This window comes from Herbidospora galbida (assembly GCF_005233835.1).
GTDB classification, from domain to species: domain Bacteria; phylum Actinomycetota; class Actinomycetes; order Streptosporangiales; family Streptosporangiaceae; genus Herbidospora; species Herbidospora galbida.
This window is the reverse complement of record NZ_SZQA01000011.1, coordinates 128930-154018: the sequence shown is the minus strand read 5'-3', so window position 1 is coordinate 154018 and position 25089 is coordinate 128930. Positions and strand designations below refer to the sequence as shown.

General features: G+C 71.9%; 19 protein-coding genes. 5 read left to right on the top strand and 14 right to left on the bottom strand.

Annotation, left to right across the window (positions count from 1 at the left end; all coding sequences use genetic code 11):
• Window positions 1-42 precede the first annotated feature (42 nt).
• Window positions 43-399 (bottom strand): DUF3499 domain-containing protein, encoded by a 357-nt coding sequence (locus FDA94_RS14105; RefSeq protein WP_030451265.1) that lies wholly within the window; start codon window positions 397-399, stop codon window positions 43-45.
• A gap of 113 nt (window positions 400-512) precedes the next feature.
• Between FDA94_RS14105 and FDA94_RS14100 the strand changes: the two genes are divergently transcribed.
• Window positions 513-938: a metallopeptidase family protein gene (locus FDA94_RS14100; protein ID WP_030451266.1), complete on the top strand. Its 426-nt coding sequence runs from the start codon at window positions 513-515 to the stop codon at window positions 936-938.
• Here FDA94_RS14100 and FDA94_RS14095 read toward each other — a convergent pair.
• The 4 genes from FDA94_RS14095 to FDA94_RS14080 all read right to left on the bottom strand — a co-directional run bounded on the left by FDA94_RS14095 (window position 926) and on the right by FDA94_RS14080 (window position 7185).
• Window positions 926-2341, bottom strand: coding sequence for a DUF5719 family protein (locus FDA94_RS14095; protein WP_137247502.1), 1416 nt, complete (start codon window positions 2339-2341; stop codon window positions 926-928). The genes FDA94_RS14100 and FDA94_RS14095 overlap by 13 nt on opposite strands.
• Window positions 2338-5139: a glycosyltransferase family 2 protein gene (locus FDA94_RS14090; RefSeq protein WP_137247501.1), complete on the bottom strand. Its 2802-nt coding sequence runs from the start codon at window positions 5137-5139 to the stop codon at window positions 2338-2340. The genes FDA94_RS14095 and FDA94_RS14090 overlap by 4 nt, the downstream gene beginning before the upstream one ends.
• A gap of 229 nt (window positions 5140-5368) precedes the next feature.
• Window positions 5369-5626, bottom strand: coding sequence for a WhiB family transcriptional regulator (locus FDA94_RS14085; protein WP_030451269.1), 258 nt, complete (start codon window positions 5624-5626; stop codon window positions 5369-5371).
• A 188-nt stretch (window positions 5627-5814) separates the two neighbouring features.
• Window positions 5815-7185, bottom strand: a complete 1371-nt coding sequence (locus FDA94_RS14080; protein ID WP_137247500.1) for a hypothetical protein — start codon at window positions 7183-7185, stop codon at window positions 5815-5817.
• 132 nt (window positions 7186-7317) lie between these two features.
• Here FDA94_RS14080 and cofD point away from each other — a divergent pair, with 132 nt between their 5' ends.
• Entirely contained in the window at window positions 7318-8256 is a 939-nt protein-coding gene (gene cofD, locus FDA94_RS14075; protein ID WP_137247499.1) for a 2-phospho-L-lactate transferase, read from the top strand.
• A complete protein-coding gene (locus FDA94_RS14070; RefSeq protein ID WP_137247498.1) occupies window positions 8253-9530 on the top strand; it encodes a coenzyme F420-0:L-glutamate ligase in 1278 nt (425 codons plus the stop codon). The genes cofD and FDA94_RS14070 overlap by 4 nt, the downstream gene beginning before the upstream one ends.
• Here FDA94_RS14070 and FDA94_RS14065 read toward each other — a convergent pair.
• The 9 genes from FDA94_RS14065 to FDA94_RS14025 form a co-directional block, all read right to left on the bottom strand.
• Window positions 9527-12046, bottom strand: coding sequence for a bifunctional FO biosynthesis protein CofGH (locus tag FDA94_RS14065; protein WP_137247545.1), 2520 nt, complete (start codon window positions 12044-12046; stop codon window positions 9527-9529). The genes FDA94_RS14070 and FDA94_RS14065 overlap by 4 nt on opposite strands.
• Before the next feature lie 30 nt (window positions 12047-12076).
• Window positions 12077-13000, bottom strand: a complete 924-nt coding sequence (locus tag FDA94_RS14060) for a DNA-3-methyladenine glycosylase family protein (protein ID WP_137247497.1) — start codon at window positions 12998-13000, stop codon at window positions 12077-12079.
• Entirely contained in the window at window positions 12993-14081 is a 1089-nt protein-coding gene (manB, locus tag FDA94_RS14055) for a mannose-1-phosphate guanylyltransferase (protein ID WP_137247544.1), read from the bottom strand. The genes FDA94_RS14060 and manB overlap by 8 nt, the downstream gene beginning before the upstream one ends.
• 30 nt (window positions 14082-14111) lie before the next feature.
• Window positions 14112-15227: a glycosyltransferase family 4 protein gene (locus FDA94_RS14050; protein ID WP_246059876.1), complete on the bottom strand. Its 1116-nt coding sequence runs from the start codon at window positions 15225-15227 to the stop codon at window positions 14112-14114.
• Window positions 15228-15388: 161 nt separating this feature from the next.
• Window positions 15389-16342, bottom strand: a complete 954-nt coding sequence (locus tag FDA94_RS14045; RefSeq protein ID WP_246059874.1) for a lysylphosphatidylglycerol synthase transmembrane domain-containing protein — start codon at window positions 16340-16342, stop codon at window positions 15389-15391.
• Window positions 16339-17190: a class I SAM-dependent methyltransferase gene (locus FDA94_RS14040; RefSeq protein WP_246059872.1), complete on the bottom strand. Its 852-nt coding sequence runs from the start codon at window positions 17188-17190 to the stop codon at window positions 16339-16341. Before FDA94_RS14040 ends, FDA94_RS14045 begins: the two co-directional genes overlap by 4 nt.
• A gap of 34 nt (window positions 17191-17224) precedes the next feature.
• Window positions 17225-18283 carry a glycosyltransferase family 4 protein gene (locus FDA94_RS14035; RefSeq protein ID WP_137247495.1) on the bottom strand — a complete coding sequence of 353 codons (1059 nt, stop codon included), beginning with the start codon at window positions 18281-18283 and terminating at the stop codon, window positions 17225-17227.
• Complete coding sequence (locus FDA94_RS14030; RefSeq protein WP_137247541.1) at window positions 18283-19203, bottom strand: glycosyltransferase family 2 protein; 921 nt, start codon at window positions 19201-19203, stop codon at window positions 18283-18285. Before FDA94_RS14030 ends, FDA94_RS14035 begins: the two co-directional genes overlap by 1 nt.
• Window positions 19204-19308: 105 nt before the next feature.
• Window positions 19309-21222, bottom strand: coding sequence for a hypothetical protein (locus tag FDA94_RS14025; RefSeq protein WP_246059871.1), 1914 nt, complete (start codon window positions 21220-21222; stop codon window positions 19309-19311).
• An 82-nt stretch (window positions 21223-21304) separates the two neighbouring features.
• Between FDA94_RS14025 and FDA94_RS14020 the strand changes: the two genes are divergently transcribed.
• Window positions 21305-22687 (top strand): hypothetical protein, encoded by a 1383-nt coding sequence (locus FDA94_RS14020; protein WP_246059869.1) that lies wholly within the window; start codon window positions 21305-21307, stop codon window positions 22685-22687.
• Window positions 22688-22863: 176 nt separating this feature from the next.
• On the top strand, window positions 22864-24813 hold the full coding sequence (locus FDA94_RS14015) for an LCP family protein (protein WP_246059867.1): 1950 nt from the start codon (window positions 22864-22866) through the stop codon (window positions 24811-24813).
• The last annotated feature ends 276 nt before the right edge of the window (window positions 24814-25089 follow it).

The following is a 25089-nucleotide window of genomic DNA, read 5'->3' as shown; positions in this document are numbered from 1 at the left end:
GTCGCAGATCCCTAGGGTTTGAAGCCTAGTGGCCGCGCGCCTTCAGCGGTCGCGATTGGACTTGAGGACCCGGAGGTGACCACGACGGCCGACCTCGACGGCCTGACCGGTCGGCTCGCCCGGCGCGGGGGCCGGACGGGCGGCCTCGCGGACGGCGTTGGCGAGGGCCTCCAGGTCGTCTCCGGACGGCGCGCCCGGCTCGTAGGGCAGCCGCACGACCTCCCAGCCGCGGGGCGCGGTGAGCCGCTCGGCGTGTTCGGCGCACAGGTCATAGCAGTGCGGCTCGACGTACGTCGCCAGAGGGCCAAGAACCGCGGTCGAGTCGGCGTAAACGTACGTGAGTGTGAAGACGGCAGGCTGCCTGCAGGCGGTACGGGAACAGCTGCGGACGGGGCTCACGGAGGGACCGTATCCGGTCCGCCCGCACATTGCCACCACCCCGCCCCTCTTAACGAGCGTGTCGCCACAATCCGGACACCACCTGAACATGGTCGGAGCCCTAAGCTGACCTGATGACTCCTCGACGACGGGACCGCCACGGGCGCGGCATGCGGGGCCCCCTCGCGCCGTCCCACGTGCCGATCGCCAAGTCGCGCGGCGAGCGGTTCGACGACCTCGTGCTCGACGCCGTCGACCGGCTGCGCGTGCGGTGGGCCAAGGAGCTCGCGGCGGTCGACTTCGGCGTCGAGGAGGTGCCCCCGGTCGCCGAGCTCCTCGACGGCCCGGCGCGGCTGGCCTCCGACCCGATCCCGTTCGGCCGGGCCGAGCCGGCGCTGCGCGGCGACCCGGCGATGGTCGTGGTCTACCGGCGCCCGCTGGAGGCCCGCGCGCGCGACCGCGAGAGCCTCGCCGCGCTGGTGCACACCGTCGTGGTCGAGCAGGTCTCCACGCTCCTGGGGCTGACCCCCGAACAGGTCGACCCCGGCTACGACGGCTGAGACAGCACCGCCGAGGGCTCCTCGGCGACCGGCGGCACCAGCGTCCAGGTGCGCGCCACGGCCAGCGGCTGCGCGGTGACGAGCTGCCCGCCGGCGGCGCGCTCCTCCATCACCCGCCCGCCGTAGACGGGCCCGGAGCCGGTCTTCGGCGTGACGACCACGCTGAACCCCTTGGCCGGGCCCTTCAGGATGATCTCCTTGGTACGCGCGGCGGGGATCGCGACCTCGATCGGCTCCGGCGCCTTCCCCTCGCGCGGCAGCAGCGTCACCGTGACGTCGGCGGCCTTGTCGGGCGCGCTCAGGATCAGCCGCGAGGTGACGTCCTTGGTCGAGCGGGCGTCGGCGACGACGCTCCCTAGGTCGATCGAGGGCGCCCCGGCGGTGAACGCGACGTCGGTCCGGCCGCCGGTGCCGACGATCTTCAGCCCGGCCACCACGGGGGTCTCGGAGGTCAGCACGATCGCGGCGGGCTGGCCGGTCACCCCGGTCGACAGGTCGAGGGTGACGACCGATCCGGCGGGCACCTCGACGGTCTCGCGGTTCTCCAGGGCGTAGGAGCCGTCTTTCAGCACGGCCTTGACGTGGACGACGGCGTCCGACTCGCCGGGGGCGGCGACGTAGAGCTCGCGGCGGCCGGCGCTGCCGGGCACGCCCGGCACCACGACCCGCTCGGCCGGCTGCGTGGTCTGCGGGAGCCAGTCGACGCCCTCGGGGGTGGCCGCCTCGACGGCGGCCGCGACGCGGCCCCGGCCGGTCGACACGTTCAGCGCCATGACCAGGGGCGAGGGCGCGACCTTCTTGAGGTCGACGACGCGGTGCTCGCCCGGCTTGAGGAGCATGCCGCTGGCCCGGTCGGCGATGACCTGGCCCTCGCCCGAGTAGACGACCAGCGCCACGTCGGCCGGGGCCGACTCGACGTTGGCCAGGTGGAGCTTGAGGTCTCCGGCGGCCGGGCCGGGCCCGACGAACCAGGCGTCGGCGCCGGGGTCGACGCAGCGCACCCCCGCCAGGCCCCGGGCCGCGCCGGTCAGCGCGCGCCGGGTCTGGGCGGCCTCCAGGCCGGCGGCCATCGCGCCGGTGGCGTGCACCCGCATCGGGTCGGTGCCGGAGGCCATGGTCTTCTGCCAGAGCTTGCCGGGCTCGTCGACGGTGGCCGGCTCGTCGCCGTCCTCGATGAGGGTCTGGCCGCCGCCCTCGGCATTGGGCGGCGTGACGGCGGTGACCGTGGCGCCGCCCGGGTCGGGGCAGACCGTGGAGACGGCCGCGATGGGCGCCCGCACCGGTTCGGCCTTCACCGGGGCCACGGGGGCGGGGCGGCTGACGAACGCGACGCCGTAGACCGCGCCGAGCGCGATCAGCACCAGCGCCAGCATGCCGAACCGGTTCTCGATGAGCCGTCTCACACCGCCACCCGCTCTCGGCCGGCCGGGATCTCCTCGGGCGCCTCGGCCTCGGCGGTACGCGCCCCCGGCGCCGCCAGGATCAGCACGATCACCACGAGCGCCCCCTGTCCGTAGAGCCACCATCGGTGCCACGCGTCGTCGGCCGGCGGCCGTTCGGGGGTGACCGTCCCGGTCATCCGCCAGAGTCCGGCCCGGTCCGTGAGGGTGACCCGGGCCATGGTCGGCTCGGAGTCGAGGGCCCGCCGCAGGGCGGGGTCGATCGGCGCCGGGACGCTCACGAACGCGATCCCCCGGCCCGCCAGCTTGGCCGCGTCGGTGCCGCCCCGGCCGGAGGCCAGCCCCGCCACGGCGTCGGTGAAGTCGGAGCCGTACGCGGCCCGCTCCGACTCCCCGATCACCGGCGTGCGGCCGTGCAGGACCGTGTAGGTCAGGCCGCCGGTCGATCCACCGGCGGCGGCGCGGATCAGCAGCGTGCCCTGACCGGGCTTCGACTGGGCCTCGGCGATGGCCGGAAGCGGCGACCGTACGCCGCGTTCCAGCGGCCCCTCCGCCCGGTCCATGATCCACAGGGTCGCGGCGGCGACCGGGGTCGCGAAGGCGACCAGCACGATGAGGAACGCGCCGGCCTTCCGCAGCCCGCCGGCTTTGCGGAACTCGGCGACCCGGTGGGCGGCCAGCGCGGTCGACACCAGCAGCCCGGTCGCGGCGAACGCCAGCGGCACCCCAGGCCAGGTCGACATGCGGCTCACCACGGTCGCCGCCAGCACGCCGACGATCGCCACCCCCCACCCGACGGCCACGATGAACTGGTGGCGGCGCAGCAGCAGCGCGCCCAGGGCGACGGCCAGCAGCCCGGCGGTGGCCCAGATCGGCGGGGTGCCGGGCCCGCCCGGGTTGAGGGTGAGCAGCGCCTCGGGGGCCAGCCGGGGCGAGGAGGTCATCGGCAGCCCGGCCTCCCGCAGGATGCGGACCGGATCGCGGACGATCGTGGCCAGCCAGGGGCCGAGCAGGAGCAGCGGGGCGCCCAGGGCGATGAGCAGGTTCCCGCCGACCCCGCGCTTGACTCCCCCGAACGACAGGGCGGCGAGCAGGCCGAGGACGGCGACGAAGACGTACAGGATCGGGGCGAACGCGGTGCCCACGGCCAGCAGCAGGCCCAGGCCCCAGGCCGCGCGGCGGGCCACGCGGTTGAACGACACAGGGCGCGTGTCGGCCAGCACCTTCGTGGCGAGTGAGGCGTAGACGGGCAGCAGGATGAACACCACCGCCGAGCCGATCCGCCCGCTCGCCACCACGCCGGTCGCGACCGGGAGGAGCGCGTAGGTGGCCGCCATCCACACCCGGGCGGGCCGGTAGGAGACGAAGCTCCTGGTGGCGAGGTAGGCGCTCAGCCCCGACAGCGGCACGCAGCCCAGCAGCAGGATCGACACCGCCAGCCAGGTCTTGCCCAGCGTGACGGTCGACAGCACGGCCAGCACCGCGACGTAGGGCGGCGCCCACTCGCCGGTGTAGAACGCCCACAGGTCGGAGGCGCCCCCGGCGACCGGCACCAGCGCGCCGCCGCCGAGCATGCCGCCGGTCAGCAGGTCTCGCTCGGCCGCGATGGCCACCGCCGTGAGCAGCACGAACAGCCGCACTCCCGGGCTGGCGAAGGTGCGCCGCAGGAACCCGTCGTCGTCGTTGAGCAGCTCGTCGCCCTCTTCGGCGCCCGGCTGCTGCACGGCGTGGTGCCGGCCGGCCGAGTCCATCGGGCCGCCGCCGGACAGCTGGTTCTGGACCATCTCCCAGATCCGCCGGAACGCCAGGCTCGGCGGGCTGAACATGGGCTTGACCAGCTGATATCCGGCCCGGCTGGCCTTGCGCGCCTTCCTGGCCCGGCGCAGCCGCAACGGATGGAACAGCACGGAGCCGATCGCGGCGAGTTCGTCGACGGCGTGCGCGGGCTGTTTGGCGACCAGGAACAGCACCGTACGGATCAGCGACCCGACCGTGTTGCGGACCAGCGACCAGAGCATCGTCCAGAAAGGCAGGTTGGCCATCAGCACGAACAGCGAATAGCGCCGGGCCAGCCGCCGGGGGTGGTCGTCGCTGGCGGCGATGCGGCGGCGGCGCTTGGACGACGCCTCGGCGTGCCAGGCCACCGCGGCGGTCACCGCGAGCACCCGGTGCCCGGCGGCGCGGGCCCGCCAGCAGAAGTCGAGGTCGTCGCGGAACAGCGGGAGCTTGGCGTCGAGGCCGCCGAGTTCGTCCCAGACGTCGCGGCGGATCAGCATCCCGGCCGACGACACCGCCAGCACGTCGCGCACGCCCCGGGGCTCGGCGTCGTGCTGGCCCTGGTCGTATTCGCGCGCCTCCAGCCCGGTCTCGCGGCGGCCCGAGCGGGCGACCGTGACACCGACCTCCAGCAGCAGCTTACGGTCGAGCCAGTCGCGCAGTTTCGGACCCAGGACGGCGGTCTCGGGGTACTCGTCGGCGGCGTGAAGCAGGAACTCCAGGGCGCGGGCGTCGGGGGCGCAGTCGTCGTGGATCAGCCAGATCCACTCGGTGTCGCCGGGCGCCTTCGGAAGCCGCCGGACGACCTCGTGCACGGCTTCGGCGAAGCCGCTGCTGCGCGGCATCTGCACGACGCTGTGTTTGCCGAACGCCTCACCGAGGAGGTCGCGACTGCCGTCGCGGCTGCCGTTGTCGACCCCGACGCCCCGGTCGATCGGCCGGGTCTGCGCGAGCACCGCCCGGAGGGTGTCCCGGAGCCAGCGGGAGCCATCATGGGCGACCACGATCGCGGTGACCGAGTGCACGGCGGGATCCTTGGGGGTATGTGCGGCTTTTGCGCGCCAACACTACGGCACGTCGCACCGGCCCCCGACCCAAATGACAAGCGGAGGCCACAAATGTGACCCCCGCGTGTCGTTGCCCTCAGCGCGCCACGTCCGGCCTTCGGCCGGCCGCGGCTCGCGTCTCTTGCGGCAGATTCCTAGCGCGAGCCACGTCCGGCCTTCGGCCGGCCGCGGCTCGCTTATTTATGCCTCAAACGGCCTGGCGCTTCATGCGTCGGCGCTCGCGCTCCGACAGTCCGCCCCAGATACCGAATCGTTCGTCGTGTTCCAACGCGTACTCAAGGCACTCCGCGCGCACTTCACACGCACGGCACACCTTCTTCGCCTCTCGGGTGGAGCCGCCCTTTTCTGGAAAGAACGCCTCCGGGTCGGTCTGAGCGCACAATGCGCGCTCCTGCCAACCCAGATCTTCACCGTCGAGCGCCTGTGCGATGACCAGCTCGGTCACGGCACACCTCCCTGTCGCCCGCCCGTCACCAACCCCGAAAGTTGGTGCCCCCCTATGGACGCCCTCCCCTTACCCACCTCGGAGAAGGCGTAACAACATGGCTGTAATTACACGCGTGTAAGTCGTGCCCCGTCAAGCGCCATGGGGATACCGGGGGAAAGGGCTGGTCTTGTCGCCCCCAGCTCGGATCAGCGTTCCCGGCGGTCCGGACTGTACCAATGAGCGGTGACGTCCGAATCGAGAGATGCCGGATCGGCAGGAAGACCTTCCCCGGTCTTTGCCGGGCGGTAGATGGCGACCGGGTCGATCGGGTCGAGCAGGTCTTCGGCGCGGAGCGGGTCGCTCAGCGGGTCACCCTGGTAGCGCTGCGGCTGGGCCGGCTGGGGGTACCCGAACGGGTTGCTCTGGCGGTAGGCGTCGGGGTGCTGCTGGTAGCTCTGCGCCTGCTGGTAGGCCTGGGCGAGCTGCTGCTCTCTTATGTCGCCCTCGTAGCCGGGCTCGTAGGGCGCGCCGTAGACGGGCGGCTGCGTCACGTAGGCGCTCTCGCGGGCCGGGGGCTCGTAGCTCGGTTCGAGCACCGGGGCGCCATACACCGTCTCGTTCGCGGACATGTCGTAGCCCGTGTCACGAGCTGGGATGTCGTAGACCGAATCCCGGACGGAACTTTCCCGGGCCGGCGGGTCGTACGCGGCCGCCTCGCGCCCCGAAACCTCGCGGACGGAACTGTCGAACGGCGTCTCGATGACGGGAAGACGCGGCGCGGGGGCCGCCTCCGCCGCCGGGGGCTCGTAGGCCTGACGGGCGAACTGCGGGCCGGAGAAGCCGGAGAACGGCGAGGAGTCCCACGAGGCCGGGGTGTCGTCGTAGACCGGCTCGGGGTAGGAGTAGCGCTCGGCCTGCTGGGCGACCGGCGTCACGGGGACGACCGGGGTCACCGGCGGCAGCGGCGTCTCCTCGACGACCTGCTGGCCCGCGTAGCCGTTCTGGTCGAAGACCGGGCCCTGCGGATAAGGGGAGTAGTCGGGCTCCGCCGGCGAGTTCTGCACCGGATGCGCGTCGCCGGTCTGCGGGAACGGGATGGCCGGGGGGACGACCGAGAGCCGCCGCGACTTCTTCGGTTTGGCCGCGCCCGCCGGCAGCGGCGACACCATGGTCAGCACATAGACCAGGGCGAGGCCGGTGATGGCGAAGGTCGGCACACCGAGCAGCAGCGTCTCGAGCTTGCCGCCGAAGCCGAGCCCGCTGAACAGCGAGCCGAGCAGGCTGATCGCGCCGAAGAGCGTGGCCACGGCGAGGGTGCCGGCCCCGCCCATGGTGATGAGACCGCTCTTGGGGGTGGGGGCGCCGCCGAAGCGGGTGGAGAGGAGGACCGCGCCGACGACCAGCGCGGCGTTGACCGGAGAGGTCAGTTCGGACAGGGCGACGACCGACCGGATGCCGAACTCGGCCGCTCCCCCGAGCGGTGACGAGTCGCCGAAGACGAGTCTGACGACGCCGACCAGAACGGTCGTGCCCGCGGCTGCCACAAGGAGCCACGCGGCGGGCTCTCTGAGCCTCACCGGGTCAACCTTCACCACAGTTACCCCCAGGAATTCATGCGGCTTATGGGAACTGAGTTTTGCATATGCCTGACATGGATGCCCGGCGACCCATCAATCTCGCGTTTCGCATGGAATGCCAGACTGTCAGGCATGCGCATCGTGTCCCTCGCGGGCGGAATCGGCGGGGCCCGGTTCCTCCGCGGCCTCAAGGCGGCGGCCCCGGAATCCGACATCACCGTCATCGGCAACACCGGCGACGACATCACCCTGTTCGGCCTGCGGGTATGCCCCGACCTCGACACCGTGATGTACACCCTCGGCGGCGGCATCAACGAGGAGCAGGGCTGGGGCCGCGCGGATGAAACGTTCACCGTGAAAGAGGAGCTGGCCGCCTACGGGATGCAGCCGCAGTGGTTCGGCCTGGGCGACCGCGACTTCGCCACCCACATCGTGCGCACCCAGATGCTCGCGGCCGGCTACGGCCTGTCGGCGGTGACCGAGGCGCTGTGCGACCGCTGGCGGCCGGGCGTGCGCCTGCTGCCGATGACCGACGACCAGACCGAGACCCACGTAGTGATCGAAGACGAGCGGGGCCGCCGCGCGGTGCACTTCCAGGAGTGGTGGGTGCGCCTGCGCGCGTCCACGCCGGCGCTGGAGATCGCCCTGGTCGGGGCCGCGTCGGCGACCCCCGCGCCGGGGGTGCTGGAGGCGCTGGAGCGGGCCGACGTGGTGATCCTGCCGCCGTCGAACCCGGTGGTGAGCATCGGGACGATCCTGCAGATCCCCGGCATCCGCGAGGCGGTGGCCGCCAAGACCGTGGTCGGCGTCTCCCCCATCATCGGCGGCGCGCCCGTACGCGGGATGGCCGACGCGTGCCTGACCGCGATCGGCGTGGAGACCTCGGCGCAGGGCGTGCTGGAGCTCTACGGCGCCGACCTGCTCGACGGCTGGCTGGTCGCGGAAGAAGACGCCGCGACGTCGCTGGAGGGGGTGGCGGTGGAGGCGCGGCCGCTGCTGATGTCCTCGCCCGAGGCGACGCGCGACCTGGCCGCCGCCGCGCTCGAACTGGCCGGGAAGGTGGCGGCGTGATCACCATCAGCGGGGTCCAGGGGCTGCCCGAGATCGGCTACGGCGACGACATCGCGGCCCTGATCGTCAAGGCCGTACCGGGCCTGGCCGACGGCGACGTGGTCGTGGTGACCTCGAAGATCGTGAGCAAGGCCGAGGGCCGGGTGGTCCGGGCCGACGACCGCGCGGAGGCGATCGAGGCCGAGACGGTCCGGGTGGTCGCGCGGCGGGGCGAGACCGTCATCTCCCAGACGCGGCACGGCTACGTGATGGCGGCGGCCGGGGTCGACGCGTCCAACACCGCGCCGGGGACCGTGCTGCTGCTGCCCGAGAACCCCGACGCGTCGGCGTCGGCGATCCGGCGGCGGCTGGCCGAGCTCACCGGAGCCCGGGTCGGCGTGATCGTCTCCGACACCTTCGGACGCCCCTGGCGGCACGGCCTGACCGACGTCGCGCTGGGCGCCTCGGGCGTCCGGCCGCTCGACGACCTGCGCGGCACCACCGACGCCTACGGCAACCCGCTGAACGCGACGGTGACCGCCCTGATCGACGAGATCGCGGCGGCGGCCGAGCTGGTGAAGGGCAAGCTGAGCGGGGTCCCCGTGGCCGTCGTCTCGGGGCTGGGTCACCTGGTGACCGACTCCGACGGCCCCGGCGGGGCGTCGCTGATCCGCCCCGCCGACCAGGACATGTTCCGCTACGGCTCGGCCGACGTCGTGTTCGCCCGGCGCACCATCAGGAAGTTCTCCGGCGAGACGGTCGACGGAGAGGCGGTCCGCCGCGCGGTCGCCGCCGCCATCTCGGCCCCCGCGCCCCACCACACGACGCCGTGGCGGTTCGTGCTGCTGGAGAGCGCGGCGGCCCGGCGCGAGCTGGTCGACGCGATGCGCGAGGCGTGGATCGCCGACCTGCGCGGCGACGGGTTCGCCGAGGAGTCGATCGCCAAGCGGATCAGGCGCGGCGACGTGCTCCGCGACGCGCCCTACCTGGCGGTGCCGTGCCTGGTCATGGACGGCTCGCACACCTACCGCGACGACCGCCGCAACGCCTCAGAACGGGAGATGTTCGTGGTCGCGACCGGCGCCGGGGTGCAGAACTTCCTGGTCCAGCTCGCGGTCGAGGGGCTGGGATCGGCGTGGGTGTCGTCCACGATGTTCTGCCGCCCGGTGGTGCGCGAGGTCCTCGGCCTGCCCGGCAACTGGGACCCGATGGGCGCCGTGGCCATCGGCCACGCGGCCGAACCGCCGAGACAGCGCCCGCCGAGGTCGGCCGAGGACTTCTACGTCACCCGTTAAACCACGGGCAGCACCCGCCGCACGCTCGCGCACACCCCGTCGCTCGCCTCCGCCGCCGCCAGGCGCTCGGGCGACGGGGCGCCGTAATCGGTGGTGCGCTGGCGCAGCGGACGTCCGCTGACCTCGACCATCGCGCGCAGTTCGGAGATGGTCTTGTACGACCCGTTCTCCGACCCCGCCATGCGGCTGATGGTCTCCTCCATCAGGGTGCCGCCGATGTCGTTGACTCCTCCGGCCAGCACCTGGCGGCACAGGTCGTCCTGCAGCTTCACCCACGAGCACTGGATGTTGTGGATCGCCCCGTGCAGCAGCAGCCGGGACACCGCGTGGACCGCGCGGTTCTCGGCGGCCGTCGGCCCCGGGCGGGCGATCCCGGCCAGGTAGATCGGGGCGCTGTGGTGCACGAACGGCAGCAGGACGAACTCGCTGAAGCCGCCGGTCTCCTCCTGGAGCCGCCGGATCAGCCGGATGTGCTTCACCCAGTGGGCGTGGTTGTCGACGTGGCCGTACATCATCGTCGAGGTCGTCGGGATGCCCACCCGGTGGGCCGTCGTGATGACGTCGATCCACTCGCGGGCGGGCAGTTTGCCCTTGGTCAGTACCCAGCGGACGTCGTCGTCGAGGATCTCGGCCGCCGTGCCGGGCAGGGAGTCGACGCCGGCCTCGCGGGCGCCGGTCAGCCAGTCTTCGATCGACAGGTTCATCCGGCTGGCCCCGTTGATGACCTCCATCGGGGAGAAGGCGTGCACGTGGATGCCGGGCACCCGGGTCTTGACCGCCCGCGCGATGTCGAAGTAGGCGCTGCCGGGCAGGTCGGGGTGGATGCCGCCCTGCATGCACACCTCGGTCGCCCCGGCCGCCCAGGCCTCCTCGGCGCGGTCGGCGACCTGGTCGAGGCTCAGGGTGTAGGCGTCGGCGTCGGTGCGCCGCTGGGCGAAGGCGCAGAAGCGGCAGCCGGTGTAGCAGACGTTGGTGAAGTTGATGTTCCGGTTGACGACGTAGGTGACGTCGTCGCCGTTGACCTCGCGGCGCAGGCCGTCGGCCAGGGCGCACAGTTCGTCGAGGGCCGGGCCGGTCAGGCTCAGCAGCGCCTCGGCCTGGGCGTCGGTCAAGGCCAGGGGGTCGCGGGCGGCCTGGCGGAGCGCCTCGGCGCCGTCGCCGGTCATCGAGACCGCCGTCGGGAGGCGGTCTTTGAGGGCGTCCCAGTCGCCGTAGACGTGGTCGAAGTCATCGCGCCGGTCGCTGGTGCGGCCCGTGGTGTCGACCTCGGTGTGCAGGTCGACCCGGCCGACCGAGACGAAGCCGCCGTCGGGCTCCTGCCAGGGGCGGCCCGTCGGATTCACGTCGAGCGCCATGCCGTCGCCGGAGGCCAGCGCCGACACGTGGGCGCTCAGGCGGGGGTCGAGCCAGGGTTCGCCGGCCCGGACGTACTCGGGGTAGATCGTCAGGCGTTCCCGCAGGTCGAAGCCTGCTTCGGAGGTGCGTTCTGCGAGGGCGTCGATCATCGGCCACGGGCGTTCGGGGTTCACGTGGTCGGGGGTCAGCGGGGAGACGCCGCCCCAGTCGTCGATGCCGGCGCGGATCATCAGGGCGTACTCGTCGCCGATGAGGTTCGGCGGGGCCTGCACGCGCATGCGGGGGCCGAGCACCATGCGGGTCACCGCGATCGTGGCGGCCAACTCCTGCAGGTCGGCGTCGGGCATGCCGCGCATCGCGGTGTCGGGCTTGGCGCGGAAGTTCTGCACGATGACTTCCTGGACCCCGCCGTACTCCCGGGCCACGCGGCGGATCGCGAAGATCGACTCGGCCCGGTCGAGGATCGTCTCGCCGATGCCGATCAGGATGCCGGTGGTGAACGGCACGTTGGAGCGGCCGGCGTCTTCGAGCACGCGCAGGCGGACGGCCGGGTCCTTGTCGGGCGAGCCGTAGTGGGCGCCGCCCTTCTCGGTGAACAGGGCCGTCGAGGTCGTCTCCAGCATCATGCCCATCGACGGCGCGACCGGCTTGAGCCGCTGGAAGTCGCGCCAGGTCAGCACCCCCGGGTTGAGGTGGGGCAGCAGGCCGGTCTCCTCCAGCACGCGGATCGCCATGGCGCGCACATAGGAGAGGGTGTCGTCGTAGCCGTGGGCGTCGAGCCACTCGCGGGCGGCCGGCCAGCGGTCCTCCGGGCGGTCGCCCAGGGTGAACAGGGCCTCCTTGCAGCCCATGGCCGCGCCCTCACGGGCGATGGCCAGCACCTCGTCGGGAGACAGGAACGCGCTCGGCAGTTTGGCGGGGGCGGTCGCGAAGGTGCAGTAGCCGCAGCGGTCGCGGCACAGCCGCGTCAACGGGATGAACACCTTGCGGCTGTAGGTGATCACTCCGGGGCGACCCGCCGCTTCCAGGCCCGCGTCGCGGACGCGGGAGGCGTGGTCGAGCAAGGCGTCCAGGTCGGCGCCGCGGGCCTCCAGGAGGATGGCCGCCTCGGCCACGTCGATCGTCTTGCCGTCGCGCGCGCGTGCCAGCGCCCGCCGCATTGCTGCCGTCATACCTGCACACTACGTTGATCAGAAATTGCGGTAGTCGCGGGGAGCCATGCGCGGGCCCCGGCCCGGCGGTCGGCGTCCGCTGAGCTCGATCAGGCGGACCACCCGGTGGCGGTGCCCGGCGAAGGGTTCGAGCAGCCGGAGCATGCCCTCGTCGTCGGTCTTCTCTCCGGTGAAGGCGAAGCCGACCAGGCCGGGAATGTGGAAGTCGCCCACGCTGGGGGCGTCGGCGTCGCCCCAGGCCCGCTGGCGGATCTCGGCGGAGGTCCAGACGCCGATGCCGGGCAGGGCTGTGAGCAGGCGGTCGGCCTCCCACGTGGTGCTCGCCGTCTCCAGCTTCCCTTCGTGGCGGGCCGCGTTGACGATCGTGCGGGCCCGTACGGCCTCCGCCCCCGCCCGGTGCCAGTCCCACGACGGCACGAGCCGCCAGGTGCCGGGCGACGGCGGCACCCGGAGCCCTTCGGGGCCCGGCCCGGGGGCGGGGTCGCCGTACTTGCGGACCAGCCAGCGCCAGGCCCGGAACGCCTCCCGGCCCACCACCTTCTGCTCCAGGACGGCGGGCACCAGCGCCTCGAAGACCCGCCCGGCCCGGCCGATCCGCAGCCCGGCCGCCCGCAGGTGCAGCCCTTTGAGGAACCCGGCGACCGGGTCGTCGCCCATCGCGTCGAGCAGCGCGCCGAACCCGGCCGGGTCGTCGGCCGCGCCGAGCAGGTCGGGCATCGTCTCCAGGAGCCATTCGGCCCCGAGCCCCCACGCCAGGCCGTGGACCTGACCTGCGACGACGGAGATCCTGAGCGTTCCGGGGCCTTCAGGGGTCCGGCAGGCGCGCCAGAGCGCCCCGTCGGGCGTGGTCTGCCAGACGGGGTCGCCCGAGCCGTGCCGGTGCGGCGCCACCGTCAGCCCCAGGTTCAGGGGGCCGTCGGGGCGCCAGCTTCGTTCAGGCATCGCTGGAGAATCTCACCGCGCATTCCGGCAGGTCGACGCCGGGCCAGACCCGCGCTCCCGCCGTCAGTTCGTTGCGCGCCCCGATGGACGCCCGGTCGCCGACGACCGCCTCACGCACCTCGGCCCCCTCGGCGATCACGGCGCCCGCCCCGATCACCGAGTCGATCACGGTCGCGCCGGGGGCGATGGACGCGTCGTCGGCCACCACGCTACCCCGCACGGTCGCCCCGGCTCCCACGGTGGCCCTGGCGCCGATCACCGAACCGCCGGTGACCTTGGCCTCCGGCGAGACGGTCGCGCCGTCGAGCAGCAGCGCCTCTCCCGGTGAACCCGGGAGGGCGGGGGAGGCCAGGAGGCCGCGTACGAGATCGGCGGAGCCCTGGACGAAGGCCGCCGGAGTGCCCACGTCGAGCCAGTAGGAGGAGTCGGCGAAGCCCAGGACCGTGTGGCCCGACTCGATCAGGCCGGGGAAGGTCTGCCGTTCGACCGAGACGACCTCGCCGAACGGGATCGTGTCGATCACCGACCGCGTGAAGACGTAGCAACCGGCGTTGATCCGGTTCGTCACGGGATTGGGGGTCTTCTCCAGGAACGCCGTCACCCGGCCCCGCTCGTCGGTCGGCACGCAGCCGAACCGCGACGGGTCGTCGACCTCGGTGAGATGGAGCGTGACAGCGGCGTCGTCGTCGACGTGCCGGGCGATCTGGGCGGAGATGTCGTGACCCGAGAGGATGTCGCCGTTGAGCACCAGCACCGGCGCGTCACCCGGAACGGTCAGCGCCTCGGCCGCGTTGCGGATCGCCCCGCCGGTGCCGAGCGGGGTCTCCTCGGTCATGTAGACGATCTCGAGACCGAACGCCGACCCGTCGCCGAAGGCTTCGGCGAACATCTCGGCCTTGTACGACGTCGCGAAGACGATGCGGGTCACCCCGCACGCCCGCGCCTTGGCGAGCTGGTGGGCGAGGAACGGCACTCCCGCCGTGGGCAGCAGCGGTTTGGGGGTGAAGAGGGTCAGCGGGCGTAGCCGCGTCCCCTGCCCGCCGACCAGGAGAATCGCCTCAAGCTGACCGGGTTGGGGCAAAGAAGGCTCCGTCACATGGGCGAGGCTAACTCAATGTTCCATCGCACGCTGATAGGAAACCAGATGTGCGTGCGCGGACATCTGCCACGTGAATTCACGGCTTCTCGCCAGCCCCGCGGCGCCCAATTCGACGCGTCTGGCGGGTGAATCGAGCAGCGCCCGCAGCGCCGCCCCGATGCTCTCGGAATCGGGTTCGGTGTAGGCCACCGCGTCCCCGCCGACCTCCGGGAGCGACGTGCGCCGCGTCGTCAGGACCGGGGCCCCGCACGCCATCGCCTCCAGCACGGGCATCCCGAACCCCTCGCACCGCGACGGGAACGCCGCCGCCAGCGCGCCGCCGTAGAATCCGGCCAGATCGCCGAACGGCAGGTAGCCGGTGCGCACGACCATGACGCCCTCGGGCAGCGACCGCATGGCCGCCTCGACCTCCCGGCCGCTCTCGGCGGGCCCGGCGATGACCAGGGCGGGCGGGTTCTCCCGGCCCTCGACGGCCCTGGCGAAGCCCCTGATCAGGTTGGGCGCGTTCTTGCGCGGTTCGGCGGGGCCGACGAACGCGATGTAGGGGCGGCCGTGGATGCCCAGCCGGCTGGTCACCCGGCGGATCTCGGCCTCGGCCGGCGGGTGGAACAGGTCGGGGTCGACGCCGTGGTAGGCGACGTCGATGCGGGTGGGGTCGGCGCCGACGACCCGGATGAGCTCGTCGCGGGTGGCCTTCGACGGGGTGATCACCCGTCGGGCGGCCCGGACGGCGGTCCTGGTGGCCGAGCGGAAGAAGGCGGCGCGGTCGGACTCGTACTGGTCGGCCTCGGTGAAGCAGGCGACGTCGTGGACGGTCACCACGCTCGGCACCTCGGAGCGCAGGGGCACCGAGTAGTAGGGCGCGTGGATCACGTCGGCGCCGACCTTCTGGGCCAGCAGCGGCACGCCGGTCTGCTCCCAGACCAGGCGGGCGCCGCGGTTGGCGATGGCGTGGGGGCCGGGCATGATCGTCGCGCCGGGGGCGAGCCGGGCGTACCGTTCGGCGTCGGCCCGCTGGCAGACGATGACGAGGTCGGCGCCCTGCTGGTCGAGCGCGGCGAGCAACCCGTCGACGTATCGGATCAGGGCGCCTCGGTCGGCCGGTACGGCCGCGGCGTCAACGAGCACTCGGGGTTTCAACGAGATCGCTCCCCTCAACGCGCGGCGAAGGAGGAACGTGACGGAAGGCCCCGATCTCCTTCGCCCTCGCCTCTCACTGTAGGCCGCCCGGAACGCCCATCCTGAGCGAAATCACACGATTCGCCGCGTTCCAGGAACGGATTCCGTAGCTATTCCACGGTTTTTTCCGTTTTGCCGGCCCGCCAACCCGCGAAGGCCGCACAGACCAGATCGCCCACCGAGACCACCACGCGTGACACCAGCGCCGCCGCGATGGCCGACCCCTGGTCGAGCACCGGGGCCAGCGCCGCCACCATCGCGACCTCGCGCACCCCGGCCCCGGCCGGGGCCAGCACGAACACGAACCCGAGGCACCAGGCGAGCGCGAACGCCCCGAAGCTGAGCACGACGGCCCTCGGCCCGGTCGCCCCCAGCCCGTGGACGATCACCGCGAGCTGCGCCCCGTAGGCGGCCCACCCCGCGAAGGCCCACCCGGTGGAGGTCAGCACCCCCCGGGCGGTCAGCGGCCGTTCCAGCGGCGACCGCCTGAGCAGCCGGAACCCCAGGTTCAGCACCCCGTTGACGACCTTCGGAAGCAGCCCCACCGCGAGCACCGGCAGCAGGAGCAGCAGCCAGGCGTACCCGGCGACCGAGTCCCCCGCGAAGGCGGGCAGGGTCGCGACGGCGACCAGCAGCCCGGTGGCGAGATAGATCGGGTACGTCAGGAAGAACGCCGCCGCGCTCCTGGCCCTCGGGATGCCGTGGTCCTTGCCCATCTCCATCTGGGCGAGCACGGGCCAGACCGACCCGGGGATGTACTTCCCGAGCTGCCCGATGAAGAAGATCTTCGCCGCGTCGGCGAGCCGCAGCGGCGACCCGAGATCGGCCAGCAGCGCCCGCCACATGAGCATCCCGGCCAGCAACGCCCCGACGACCGCCACCAGCGACACCCCGAGCAACGGCCACGAGAGCCGCGCCAGCCCGGCGCCGATCGCGTCCCACTGGGACACGACCGCCCAGACCCCGAACCCGAGGGCGACGGCGAGGAACCCGAACCGGACGACCCTTTTGAGCACCGGCTTCCGCGGTGGCGACACCTCGACGGTCTCGCCCTCGGCTTTCACGACGTCGAGGATCGGGTCGGGACCGACTCGGGCGGCTGGGGCAGCGCGATGCCCGACGGGCGGCGGGCCGACTTGGTCGCCACCCAGATGTACGTCGGCACGATCGGCAGCAGCGCCCGCAGCGCCGGCCGGGGCGCCTTCTCCAGGGTCGCCTTGGCCGCCCGCCCCGCCGCGCCCGCGAACAGCTCCCCGCCCTCGAACGCCTCAGGCGTGGCCAGGACCGGGAAGGTGTAGTCCCACACGTGGAAGTCGGCCAGCATCCGGCGCAGGCCGGCGCGCGTACGGAAGCGCTCGTAGTAGTTGTCGGCCCGGCCGAAGGCCCGGACGTACCGGTCGGCGGCGCGGGGCGGCAGGTAGGACAGGAACGGCAGCTTGTAGTGCGGTTCCATGATCCCCAGGCGGTTGCCGAGGCCCAGGTAGAGGACGCCGTCGTCGGCCAGCACCCGGTGCATGTCGGCGATCACCGCGTCGGGGTCGACCACGTGCTCGTAGATGTGGTTGAAGACCAGGACGTCCACGGAGCCGTCGGGGAACGGGAGCCGGGTCCCGTCGCCGCACACGAACGCCACCCGCTCACCGAACCGCCCGGCGGCCTTGCGCAGGCCCGGGACGTCGATGTCGATCCCGAACGTGTGCCGGGCCCCGGCCAGGGCCAGTTCGTCGGCGATGAACCCGGCCGAGCAGCCGATGTCGGCGACGGTCAGGCCCTCAAGCGGGCGGTCGCCCCGGCCCAGGAAATGGGCCAGCACCGCGATGATCTTGGCGGCCTTGCGGCGGCGCTTGGCCTCGTCGAGCATCGCCGACTGGAACTCGGAGTACTCCAGTTGCGCGGCGCGTTCGGTGCCCACGGGCGTCCTTCCTCTTGCTGAACCTGCTGAACGGTCAGAGCGCGGCCAGGTAGGCGGACCAGTACGGCTCGGGGTCGACCGCCTTGACCCCCGCCCGGAGACGCTCGGGGGTGCCCGGTTCGTAGAACCGGCGCAGGGCGTCGGCGAGCGCGTCGGCGGAGCCCGGCTCGACCAGCAGGCCGTCGACGTCGTCGGTCACATTGTCGGCCAACGCGCCGACTCGTGTGGCGATGACCGGAACACCGTGTTCGTGCCCGAGCCACACGTTCTGGGAGGCGGTCGCCGACCGGTAGGGCAGCACGAGCGCGTCGGCCCCGGCGAACAGCTTCGGCACGTCGTCGGCCGGGACGTAGCCGGGCCGCAGCTCGACCCGGTCGGTCAGGCCGAGCTCCCCGATCAGCGTCGTGGTGGCCTCGGTGCCGCCCCAGAACTCCCCGGCCACGGTCAGGCTCACGTCGGGAACCCGGGCCAGCGCCCGGAGCAGCAGGTCGAGGCCCTTGTACGGCCGGACGATCCCGAAGAACAGCAGCCGCCGGTTCAGCCCGCCCGCACCGGTGACCCCGGCCGACGGCAGGTGCGGCGGCAGGGGCGCCACCTTCACGAACGGCTGGCCCAGCTCCCGGGCCAGCGCCGCCTGCGCCTCCGAGTGCGCCAGCACGCCGTCGACCCGTTTGAGCAGCGCCTTCATCAGCGGCCGGTCGTAGGGTTTGGTCTCGTGCGGCAGCACGTTGTGGCAGAGCGCGATCACGCGCGCCCGCCGGCGCAGGCCGTGGAGGATGCCGAGGTAGGGCGGCACCTGGACCGGGCTCAGCACGGTGAGGATCACCAGGTCGGCGCCGCGCAGGCGACGGCCGCAGGCGATCCAGCCGTCGGGACGGCGCCAGTCGAGGATCCGCCGGGTGCCCGGGTAGGGCTCGCCCTCGGGGGTGTCGATCGTCTGCACGCCCGGATAGAGGAACGACGGATACTGCGCCTTCCACGACTCGATCACGACGTCGTACCCGGCCCGCGCGAGACGGTGGGCGAGCTCGGTCGTGTGCTGGGCGCCGCCGCCCTTGTAGGGGAAGGTCGGCCCGACGATCGCGACGCGCATCACTCGGTGCCGCGGGATCGCACGATCAGGTCGGCCAGCAGCGCGACCGAGCCGATGAGCATCCCGGACAGGAAGATCACGATGGCGTTGCTGGTCAGGTAGAAGCCGTAGTTGACCACGTCGTAGGCGCCCTTGACCAGGCCGATGCCGACCAGCCACAGGGCCGGCGGCATGAGGACCTTGAGCGGGTTGAAGTACATGATCATCCGCAGCACCTGCAGGATGTAGCGGTAGGCGTCGCCGAAGAAGCTGAACTTCGACTTGCCGGCCCGCTTGGCGTAGTCGATCGGCAGGTAGTAGACGTCGTGCTGGTTCGACAGGAACGCCAGCGTGATCGTCGTGACGCACGAGAACCCGGGCGGCAGCAGCCGCAGGTAGGGCTTGGCGACCGACTTGCGGAACGCCCGCAGGCCCGAGTTGAGGTCGGGGATCTTCTGCCCGGCCAGCCGCTCGGCGACCTTGCGGATCACCCACTTGGCCGGCACCCGGAGCAGCTTGTGCGAGCCCTCCTCGGAGGTGCGGGCCCCGACGACCTGGTCGACCGTCGGATCCTTCTCGAGGATCTGGACCAGCTCGGGGATGCGCTCGTTCGGGTAGGTCATGTCGGCGTCGGTCCACACGACGATCTCGCCGCGGGCCTCCTGCGAGCCGATGCGCCGGACCGTGCCCGAGCCGCCGTTGCGGTGGAAGGCGCGGATGCGCATGTTCGGGAAGCGCGGCGCGGCCTCGCGGAGCCGCTCCAGCGTCGCGTCGGTCGAGCAGTCGTCGACGGCGACCAGTTCGTAGGTGTAACCCGAGGAGTCCATGGCCGCGCTGATGCGCTCGACCTCGTCGATCACATGGTCCTGCTCGTTGTAACAGGGCAGCACGATCGTGACGTAGGGGTTGTCGCTCACCAAGGGTCCACTCTCCGGGGGCATGTCCACGTCGGAAGAGGGTACTCTGCCCAGTCGCACGCCGACCTATTACTTGAGTCAGATTCGATGCGCGAGCCACGGCCGGCCTTCGGCCGTCCGCGTCTCGCTTCAGGGCACGGCGAGCCAGACGTCGACGCTGAGCGACCACGTTCCGTCAGGGGCCTTGACAAGAGAACGCTCGTCCTGACGGGTCCGCAACGCCATGACCTGCCTGGGCGTGCCGTAGGCGGTGAGCTGGCCGGGTTCGGCCGCGAGCAGCACGGGGTCATGCGTTTTGGCGATGATCCGGCGGACGTCGGCTTCCAGCGGCAGGTCCGTCCCCTCCGGGTAGGCGACCCTGGCCGTCGGGAACCCGCACTGGCCTCTGACCACCTGGGTGAGCCGGTCGCCGGTGACCCGCTCGACGATCAGCACCGTCGAGCCCTTCGGGATCGCGTCGCACATCTTCTGTACGGCGGCCAGTTCGCCCCGCTCGATCGGGGTGAACGCGGTGCCGATCGAGACGATCACGGGCGGGATGACCAGCAGCCCGGCGGTCGCCCAGACGGGCAGCTTCCGCGCCCCCCACACGGCCAGCAGGATCAGCCCCGGGATGATCACCGGGACGAGGCGGCGGGCGGCGAACGGGTGGTCGGCCGTGATGGCCGGGCGGTAGAGCGTGGTGACGGTGGTCCACAGGATGATCGCCGTCGGCAGCAGCCACGGCTTCTCCATCCTGCGCGCCAGCGTGAAGACGCCGAAGGCGGCCAGGACGAGGGCCGGGAGGCCGACGTACCAGATGACCCAGTAGAGCGAATCCTCGTAATACAGACGTGTGGGATCGATCGGGAGCCCGTTGGCCTTCTGCACCGCTCCGATCAACTCGGCGGTGAGCGCGTCGTCGGGGTTGGTCACCGGCCGTCGCACGGTCTCGACCAGGGGCCTGACCGCGAAGGCCAGCACCCCGAGCACCACTCCGGCCGCCGCGACGTTGGGCAGCCATCGCGGGACCCTCCGCACGAACGGCGCCGCGACCAGCACGACCGCGCAGATCGCCAGCAGCGGCAGCAGCGATCCGCTCAGGTAGTCGAAGTAGGGCCGCGACAGCACGAACCCCGCGCCGAACCCGATCCCGCCTCCGACGAGCACCCCCGCCAGCAGCTTGCGCTGCGCGACCATCCCGAAGACCAGCACGGGCAGGATGTCTCTCAGCCCGTCGATCCGGATGAGCAGCGCCAGCCCGAACACCAGCCCGGCCACGAACATCCGCCGCCCGGCCAGCACCAGGGCGATCCCGCCGAACAGCAGGACCAGCGACGGGATCTCGCTGAACGTGGTGCGCGAGGTGTAGAGGATCGGCAGGGCGACCGCGAACGCCAGCGCCCCGATCCAGGCGAACCGCGCGTGGACGAGCCGGGCGGTCACCCCCCCGACGGTCAGCACCGCGAGGGCGCCGAGGATCGCCGGGGTGAACCCGGAGGCGTAGAGGATCGGCGCACCCGGCATGAACTGCGGCACGATCGCGCCCTCATGGGCGTAGAACCCCATGCTGGCGAACCTGAGCGCGGCGTCGCCGCCCCCGAAGGCCCCGGCGCTCTCGGGGATGGGCAGGCCGCCGTGCTCCCGCAGCCAGATGGCGTATTGCTGGTAGGTGGCCGGATCGCGGCGGACGATGTACTGCTGCGCGGCGTAGACGGTGTTGAACACCCCCGACGCGACGGCGACCAGGAACACCGACCCGGCCTGCCACCACGTCGACTCGACCGTGTCCTTCGGCCACCCCGCCCAGACGAACAGCGCCGCCGCCGGCACCCCGAGCAGGATCAGCTGCCAGATCCCGAACCAGCCGAGGAAGACCAGCAGCAGCCCCGCCAGCAGCCACCCCGACAGGGCCAGCGCGGGCAGGACGGAGCCGACGGCCAGCAGCCGCCCGGGTGACAGGTCGATCCTCAGCGCGCGAATGGGCCAGAGCCTAGCGGTGTACCGTGGCCGGGCGACGCGCCCCTCCGACCGGCCCTGACCTGGAGCCCGATGAACGACCACCGCCCACCCGGCCCCCCGGCACCCCCGGTGCCGGACCGCCGCGCGCCGACCGTCTCGGTCGCCGCTGCCCCGGGTCGGTCGCGTGACCACTGAGGATGTGAGCGCGGAGCGCCGGGTCGCGCCCGCGACGCCGTCGCGGGTCGGCCGGGTGCTCGGATGGGTGCGGGAGAACCCCTGGTTCACCGGGGTGCTCGGAGCCGGGGTGCTGCTGCGGGTGCTGGCCGTGGTCGGCTATCAGCCCGCGCTCTGGTTTCCCGACACCTACACCTATGTCGTGACGGCGATCAGGCCCCGGCCCGATCTCGTCCGGCCGGCCGGGTACTCCTTCTTCCTTCGTCTGTTCGAGCCGTTCCACAGTTTCGGGCTGGTCGTCGTCGTGCAGCACGCCCTCGGGCTGGCGACCGCGGTGCTGATCTACACCGCGATCCGGCGGAAGGCCCTCGGGGTGGTCGCGGCGGCGGTGGTGCTGCTGGACGCGTACCAGATCCAGCTCGAACACCTGCTCGTCTCCGACACGCTCTTCCTGTTCCTCGTGGTCGCCGCGACCGTGCTGGCGTCGCGGCCGGTCACGTGGCGTGCGGCGCCGGCCGTCGGGGTGCTGCTGGCGGCGGCGACGATCACCCGCACCGCCGGGCTGCCGTTGATCCTCGTCTTCCTGGTCTTGTACGGATGGCGCGCCCGGAGACTCACGCTGATGTTCGCGGCCGGGGCGCTGGTGCCGGTCGTCGCCTACGGGGTGTGGTTCCACGCGGCGCACGATCGGGTGGGACTCGTGGGGGCCAACGGGGCCTTCCTTTACGTCCGCGTCATGCCCTTCGCCGAATGTCAGGTCATGAAGCCGCCCGCCGACCTCGCCGTGCTCTGCGACGACCGCGACCCGAGGCCGCCCGCCCAGGACTACGTCTGGGACCCGACGTCTCCGCTGGTCAGACTGCCGGGCGAGACCTTCGCGGCCGAGAACGACGCCCTCGCGCAGCGGTTCGCGCTGCTCGCCATCACCCGGCAGCCGGGCGACTACCTCGCGGCGGTCGCCCGCGACCTGGTCAGGGCGTTCGAGCCGGGCCGGCCGGTCTACCCCAACCCCGAGGTGTACGCCGCCTACGAGTTCCCGGTGAGCGTCCCGGCCGAGCCGCAGACCCGGGACACACTTGGGGTCGAACTCGCCCGCCGATACGAAAATGGGCCGATATCCACGCAAGTGATCGAACCAGTGGCGGGCTGGCTCCGTAACTACCAGAGTGTGCTGGCGCTACCGGGGCCACTGCTCCTGCTCGTCCTGCTCGTACCCGTCATCGCGATGCGGCGTTCGGACGTCCTCATACCGTGGGCGGTCGCATGGGCGCTCCTGGTCGTCCCGGCCGCAACGGCGGTCTTCGATTACCGGTACGTTCTGCCCGCCGCCCCCCTGGCGTTCCTGGCCGCCGCGCTGGCCCTTTCACCTGCGACGTCAGTGAAATGCAAGTAAAGCTCAGTACAACCGCATACCGTGAAATGTCCGCAAATGAGTATGCTGTCCGCCAGCCCAAATCGGAGATCGCTGGGCCGGGCGACCGCATCGTGACCTAATCTCGAAGGCGCAATGAGCGAGCGAATCATCGACGACGCCTCCGCCTTCGACACGTTTTCAGTCGAGGAGACGGTATGAGCGACCACCGGCACGTCCCCTCCTCCGACCAACCCGGTTGGGGCACCGGTGCTTACTCCTATGGGGGCGGCAACCCCGGCCCCCCGCAGCAGCCCGCGTTCGAGCCGCCGCCCATGTACGGCGAGCAGTCCTCCCGCCGCCGCGAGACCGAGGGCGACCCCGACTTCGACGAGCACCGCTGGGGCGTCGGCGACCGCTGGGACGATGACGACGACGAGCCGCGCCGGTTCCGCTGGCTGAAGCGCCGCAAGAACGACGACGAAGACGACCTCGACGACGTCCCCGCCGCGATCGGCGGTCCGCCGGTCCCCTCCGCTCATCAGGCGGCCTACACCGCGCCCGCCGCGCATCCGGGCATGGGCGCGCCGCCCGGTCCCCCGCCCCAGGCCCCCAAGAAGGGCGGCGCGGGCGGCGGCCGGGCCAAGGCAGGCCTGGGCGCCCTGGGCTGGGTGAGCGTGGTGCTCACCACCGTGCTGGTGGCCGGCAGCCTCACCGCCTACACGGTCTACCGCCGCACGCTCGGCAACATCGAGACCACCAACGTCACCGACGAACTGGGCGAAGACCGCCCGCAGAACCAGACCGGCGCGCTCAACGTGCTGCTGGTCGGCTCCGACACCCGGCAGGGCGACAACGCCCGCTACGGGCAGAAGGCGGCCCGCGAAGACCACACCGAGCGCACCGACACGATCATGCTGCTGCACGTGTCGCCGCAGCGCGACCAGGCCCGGCTGATCAGCTTCCCGCGTGACTCGATGGTGCAGATCCCGGCCTGCAACAACGTGCAGACCAAACAGGAGATGCCGGCCCAGCTCGGGATGATCAACTCGGCGTTCAACCTGGGCGGCATCGTGTGCACGATCCGCACGATCGAGTCGCTCACCCAGATCCGCATCGACCACTTCATCAAGGTCGACTTCACCGGCTTCAAGAACATCGTCAACGCGCTGGGCGGCATCGAGATCTGCCTGCCCCAGGCCGTCGACGACCGGGCCTCCAAGCTCAAGCTGCCGGCCGGCCGCCAGATCGTGAAGGGCGAGGCGGCGCTCGGCTACGTCCGCATCCGCAAGATCGGCAACGGCAGCGACATCGAGCGCATCAAGCGCCAGCAGGTCTTCCTCTCGCAGGTCGTGAAGAAGGCCACCAGCAGCGACCTGGTCGGCGACTTCCCCAAGCTGGCCGAGTTCATCGGCGCCGCGACCAGCTCGGTCGAGATGGACGACCAGCTCAACACCGAGACGCTGATCCAGATCGCGCAGAGCGCCCAGAAGCTGACCGCCAAGGGCTTCAAGGCCATCACGGTCCCGTGGGAGGCCTACGTGGCCGACCCCGACCGGGTGCAGTGGAAGCAGCCGCAGGCCAACAACCTGTTCGCGGCCATCCGCACCGACAGCGAGGTCTCCACGTCCGCGCCGACCCCGCCTCCGTCGGCCGCCCCGCCCGCCCAGGGCGGGTCGAACGAGGGCGGATCGAGCGAGGGCGGCGGCGAGGCCAAGCCGTCGGCGCCGCCGGCGCCGAAGCCGACCGAGGCCGCGCAGGTGCGGGTCCAGGTCGTGAACGGCACCAACACGACCGGCAAGGCGAGCGAGGTCGCCGAGGCGCTGACCGCGCAGGGCTTCAAGGTCACCCAGATCGGCGACGGCCGCAAGGCCGACGGCTCCGACCAGGAGACCACCTCCGTCGCCTACAAGGGCGAGGGCTGGGAGGGCTCCAAGCTCCTCATCGCGTCGCTGCTCAAGACGGTCGCCCCGTCGACCACCCTGCTGCCGGTGGCCAACGTCAAGCCGTTCACCCCGACGACCCCGGCGCCGGGCCAGCCGAAGAAGGCCGTCGGCCCGATGATCCAGCTCGTCGTCGGCAAGGACTTCGAGGGCGTCAAGGTCCCGCTGTCCGCCGCCGAAGACGAGTCGACGGTCGACGCGAACACCGACATCTGCGCGACCTGAACCCGGGTTGTCGACCGGCTTTTCGGTCGCTGGAGGGCGGATTTTGGGATTTCCCAGAGATTCCGCCCTCCCGCGACATCCCGGCGACAAGACCGTTAAGGTGGAGTGTCCGGCCTGGGCGCCCCGGTCTTCCTTCTGCCACCCTGGGGGCGTTTGTCAGGCCTCGTCTGGTTCCGCCCTCTGACAGATAGCTGAGCGTTCTTCCGTGAGTGACACGTGAGCGACATCCGAAACCGCCCCCCGGTTCCGAATCCGGATGCTGAAGACGCACCAACG

Excerpts from the sequence above, each read along its gene's own strand:
- FDA94_RS14100 (WP_030451266.1), top strand. The coding sequence starts at position 513 with ATGACTCCTCGACGACGGGACCGCCACGGGCGCGGCATGCGGGGCCCC.
- cofD (WP_137247499.1), top strand. The coding sequence starts at position 7,318 with ATGCGCATCGTGTCCCTCGCGGGCGGAATCGGCGGGGCCCGGTTCCTC.
- FDA94_RS14065 (WP_137247545.1), bottom strand. The coding sequence starts at position 12,046 with ATGCGGCGGGCGCTGGCACGCGCGCGCGACGGCAAGACGATCGACGTG.
- FDA94_RS14060 (WP_137247497.1), bottom strand. The coding sequence starts at position 13,000 with ATGCCTGAACGAAGCTGGCGCCCCGACGGCCCCCTGAACCTGGGGCTG.
- FDA94_RS14035 (WP_137247495.1), bottom strand. The coding sequence starts at position 18,283 with ATGCGCGTCGCGATCGTCGGGCCGACCTTCCCCTACAAGGGCGGCGGC.
- FDA94_RS14030 (WP_137247541.1), bottom strand. The coding sequence starts at position 19,203 with ATGCCCCCGGAGAGTGGACCCTTGGTGAGCGACAACCCCTACGTCACG.
- FDA94_RS14015 (WP_246059867.1), top strand. The coding sequence starts at position 22,864 with ATGAGCGACCACCGGCACGTCCCCTCCTCCGACCAACCCGGTTGGGGC.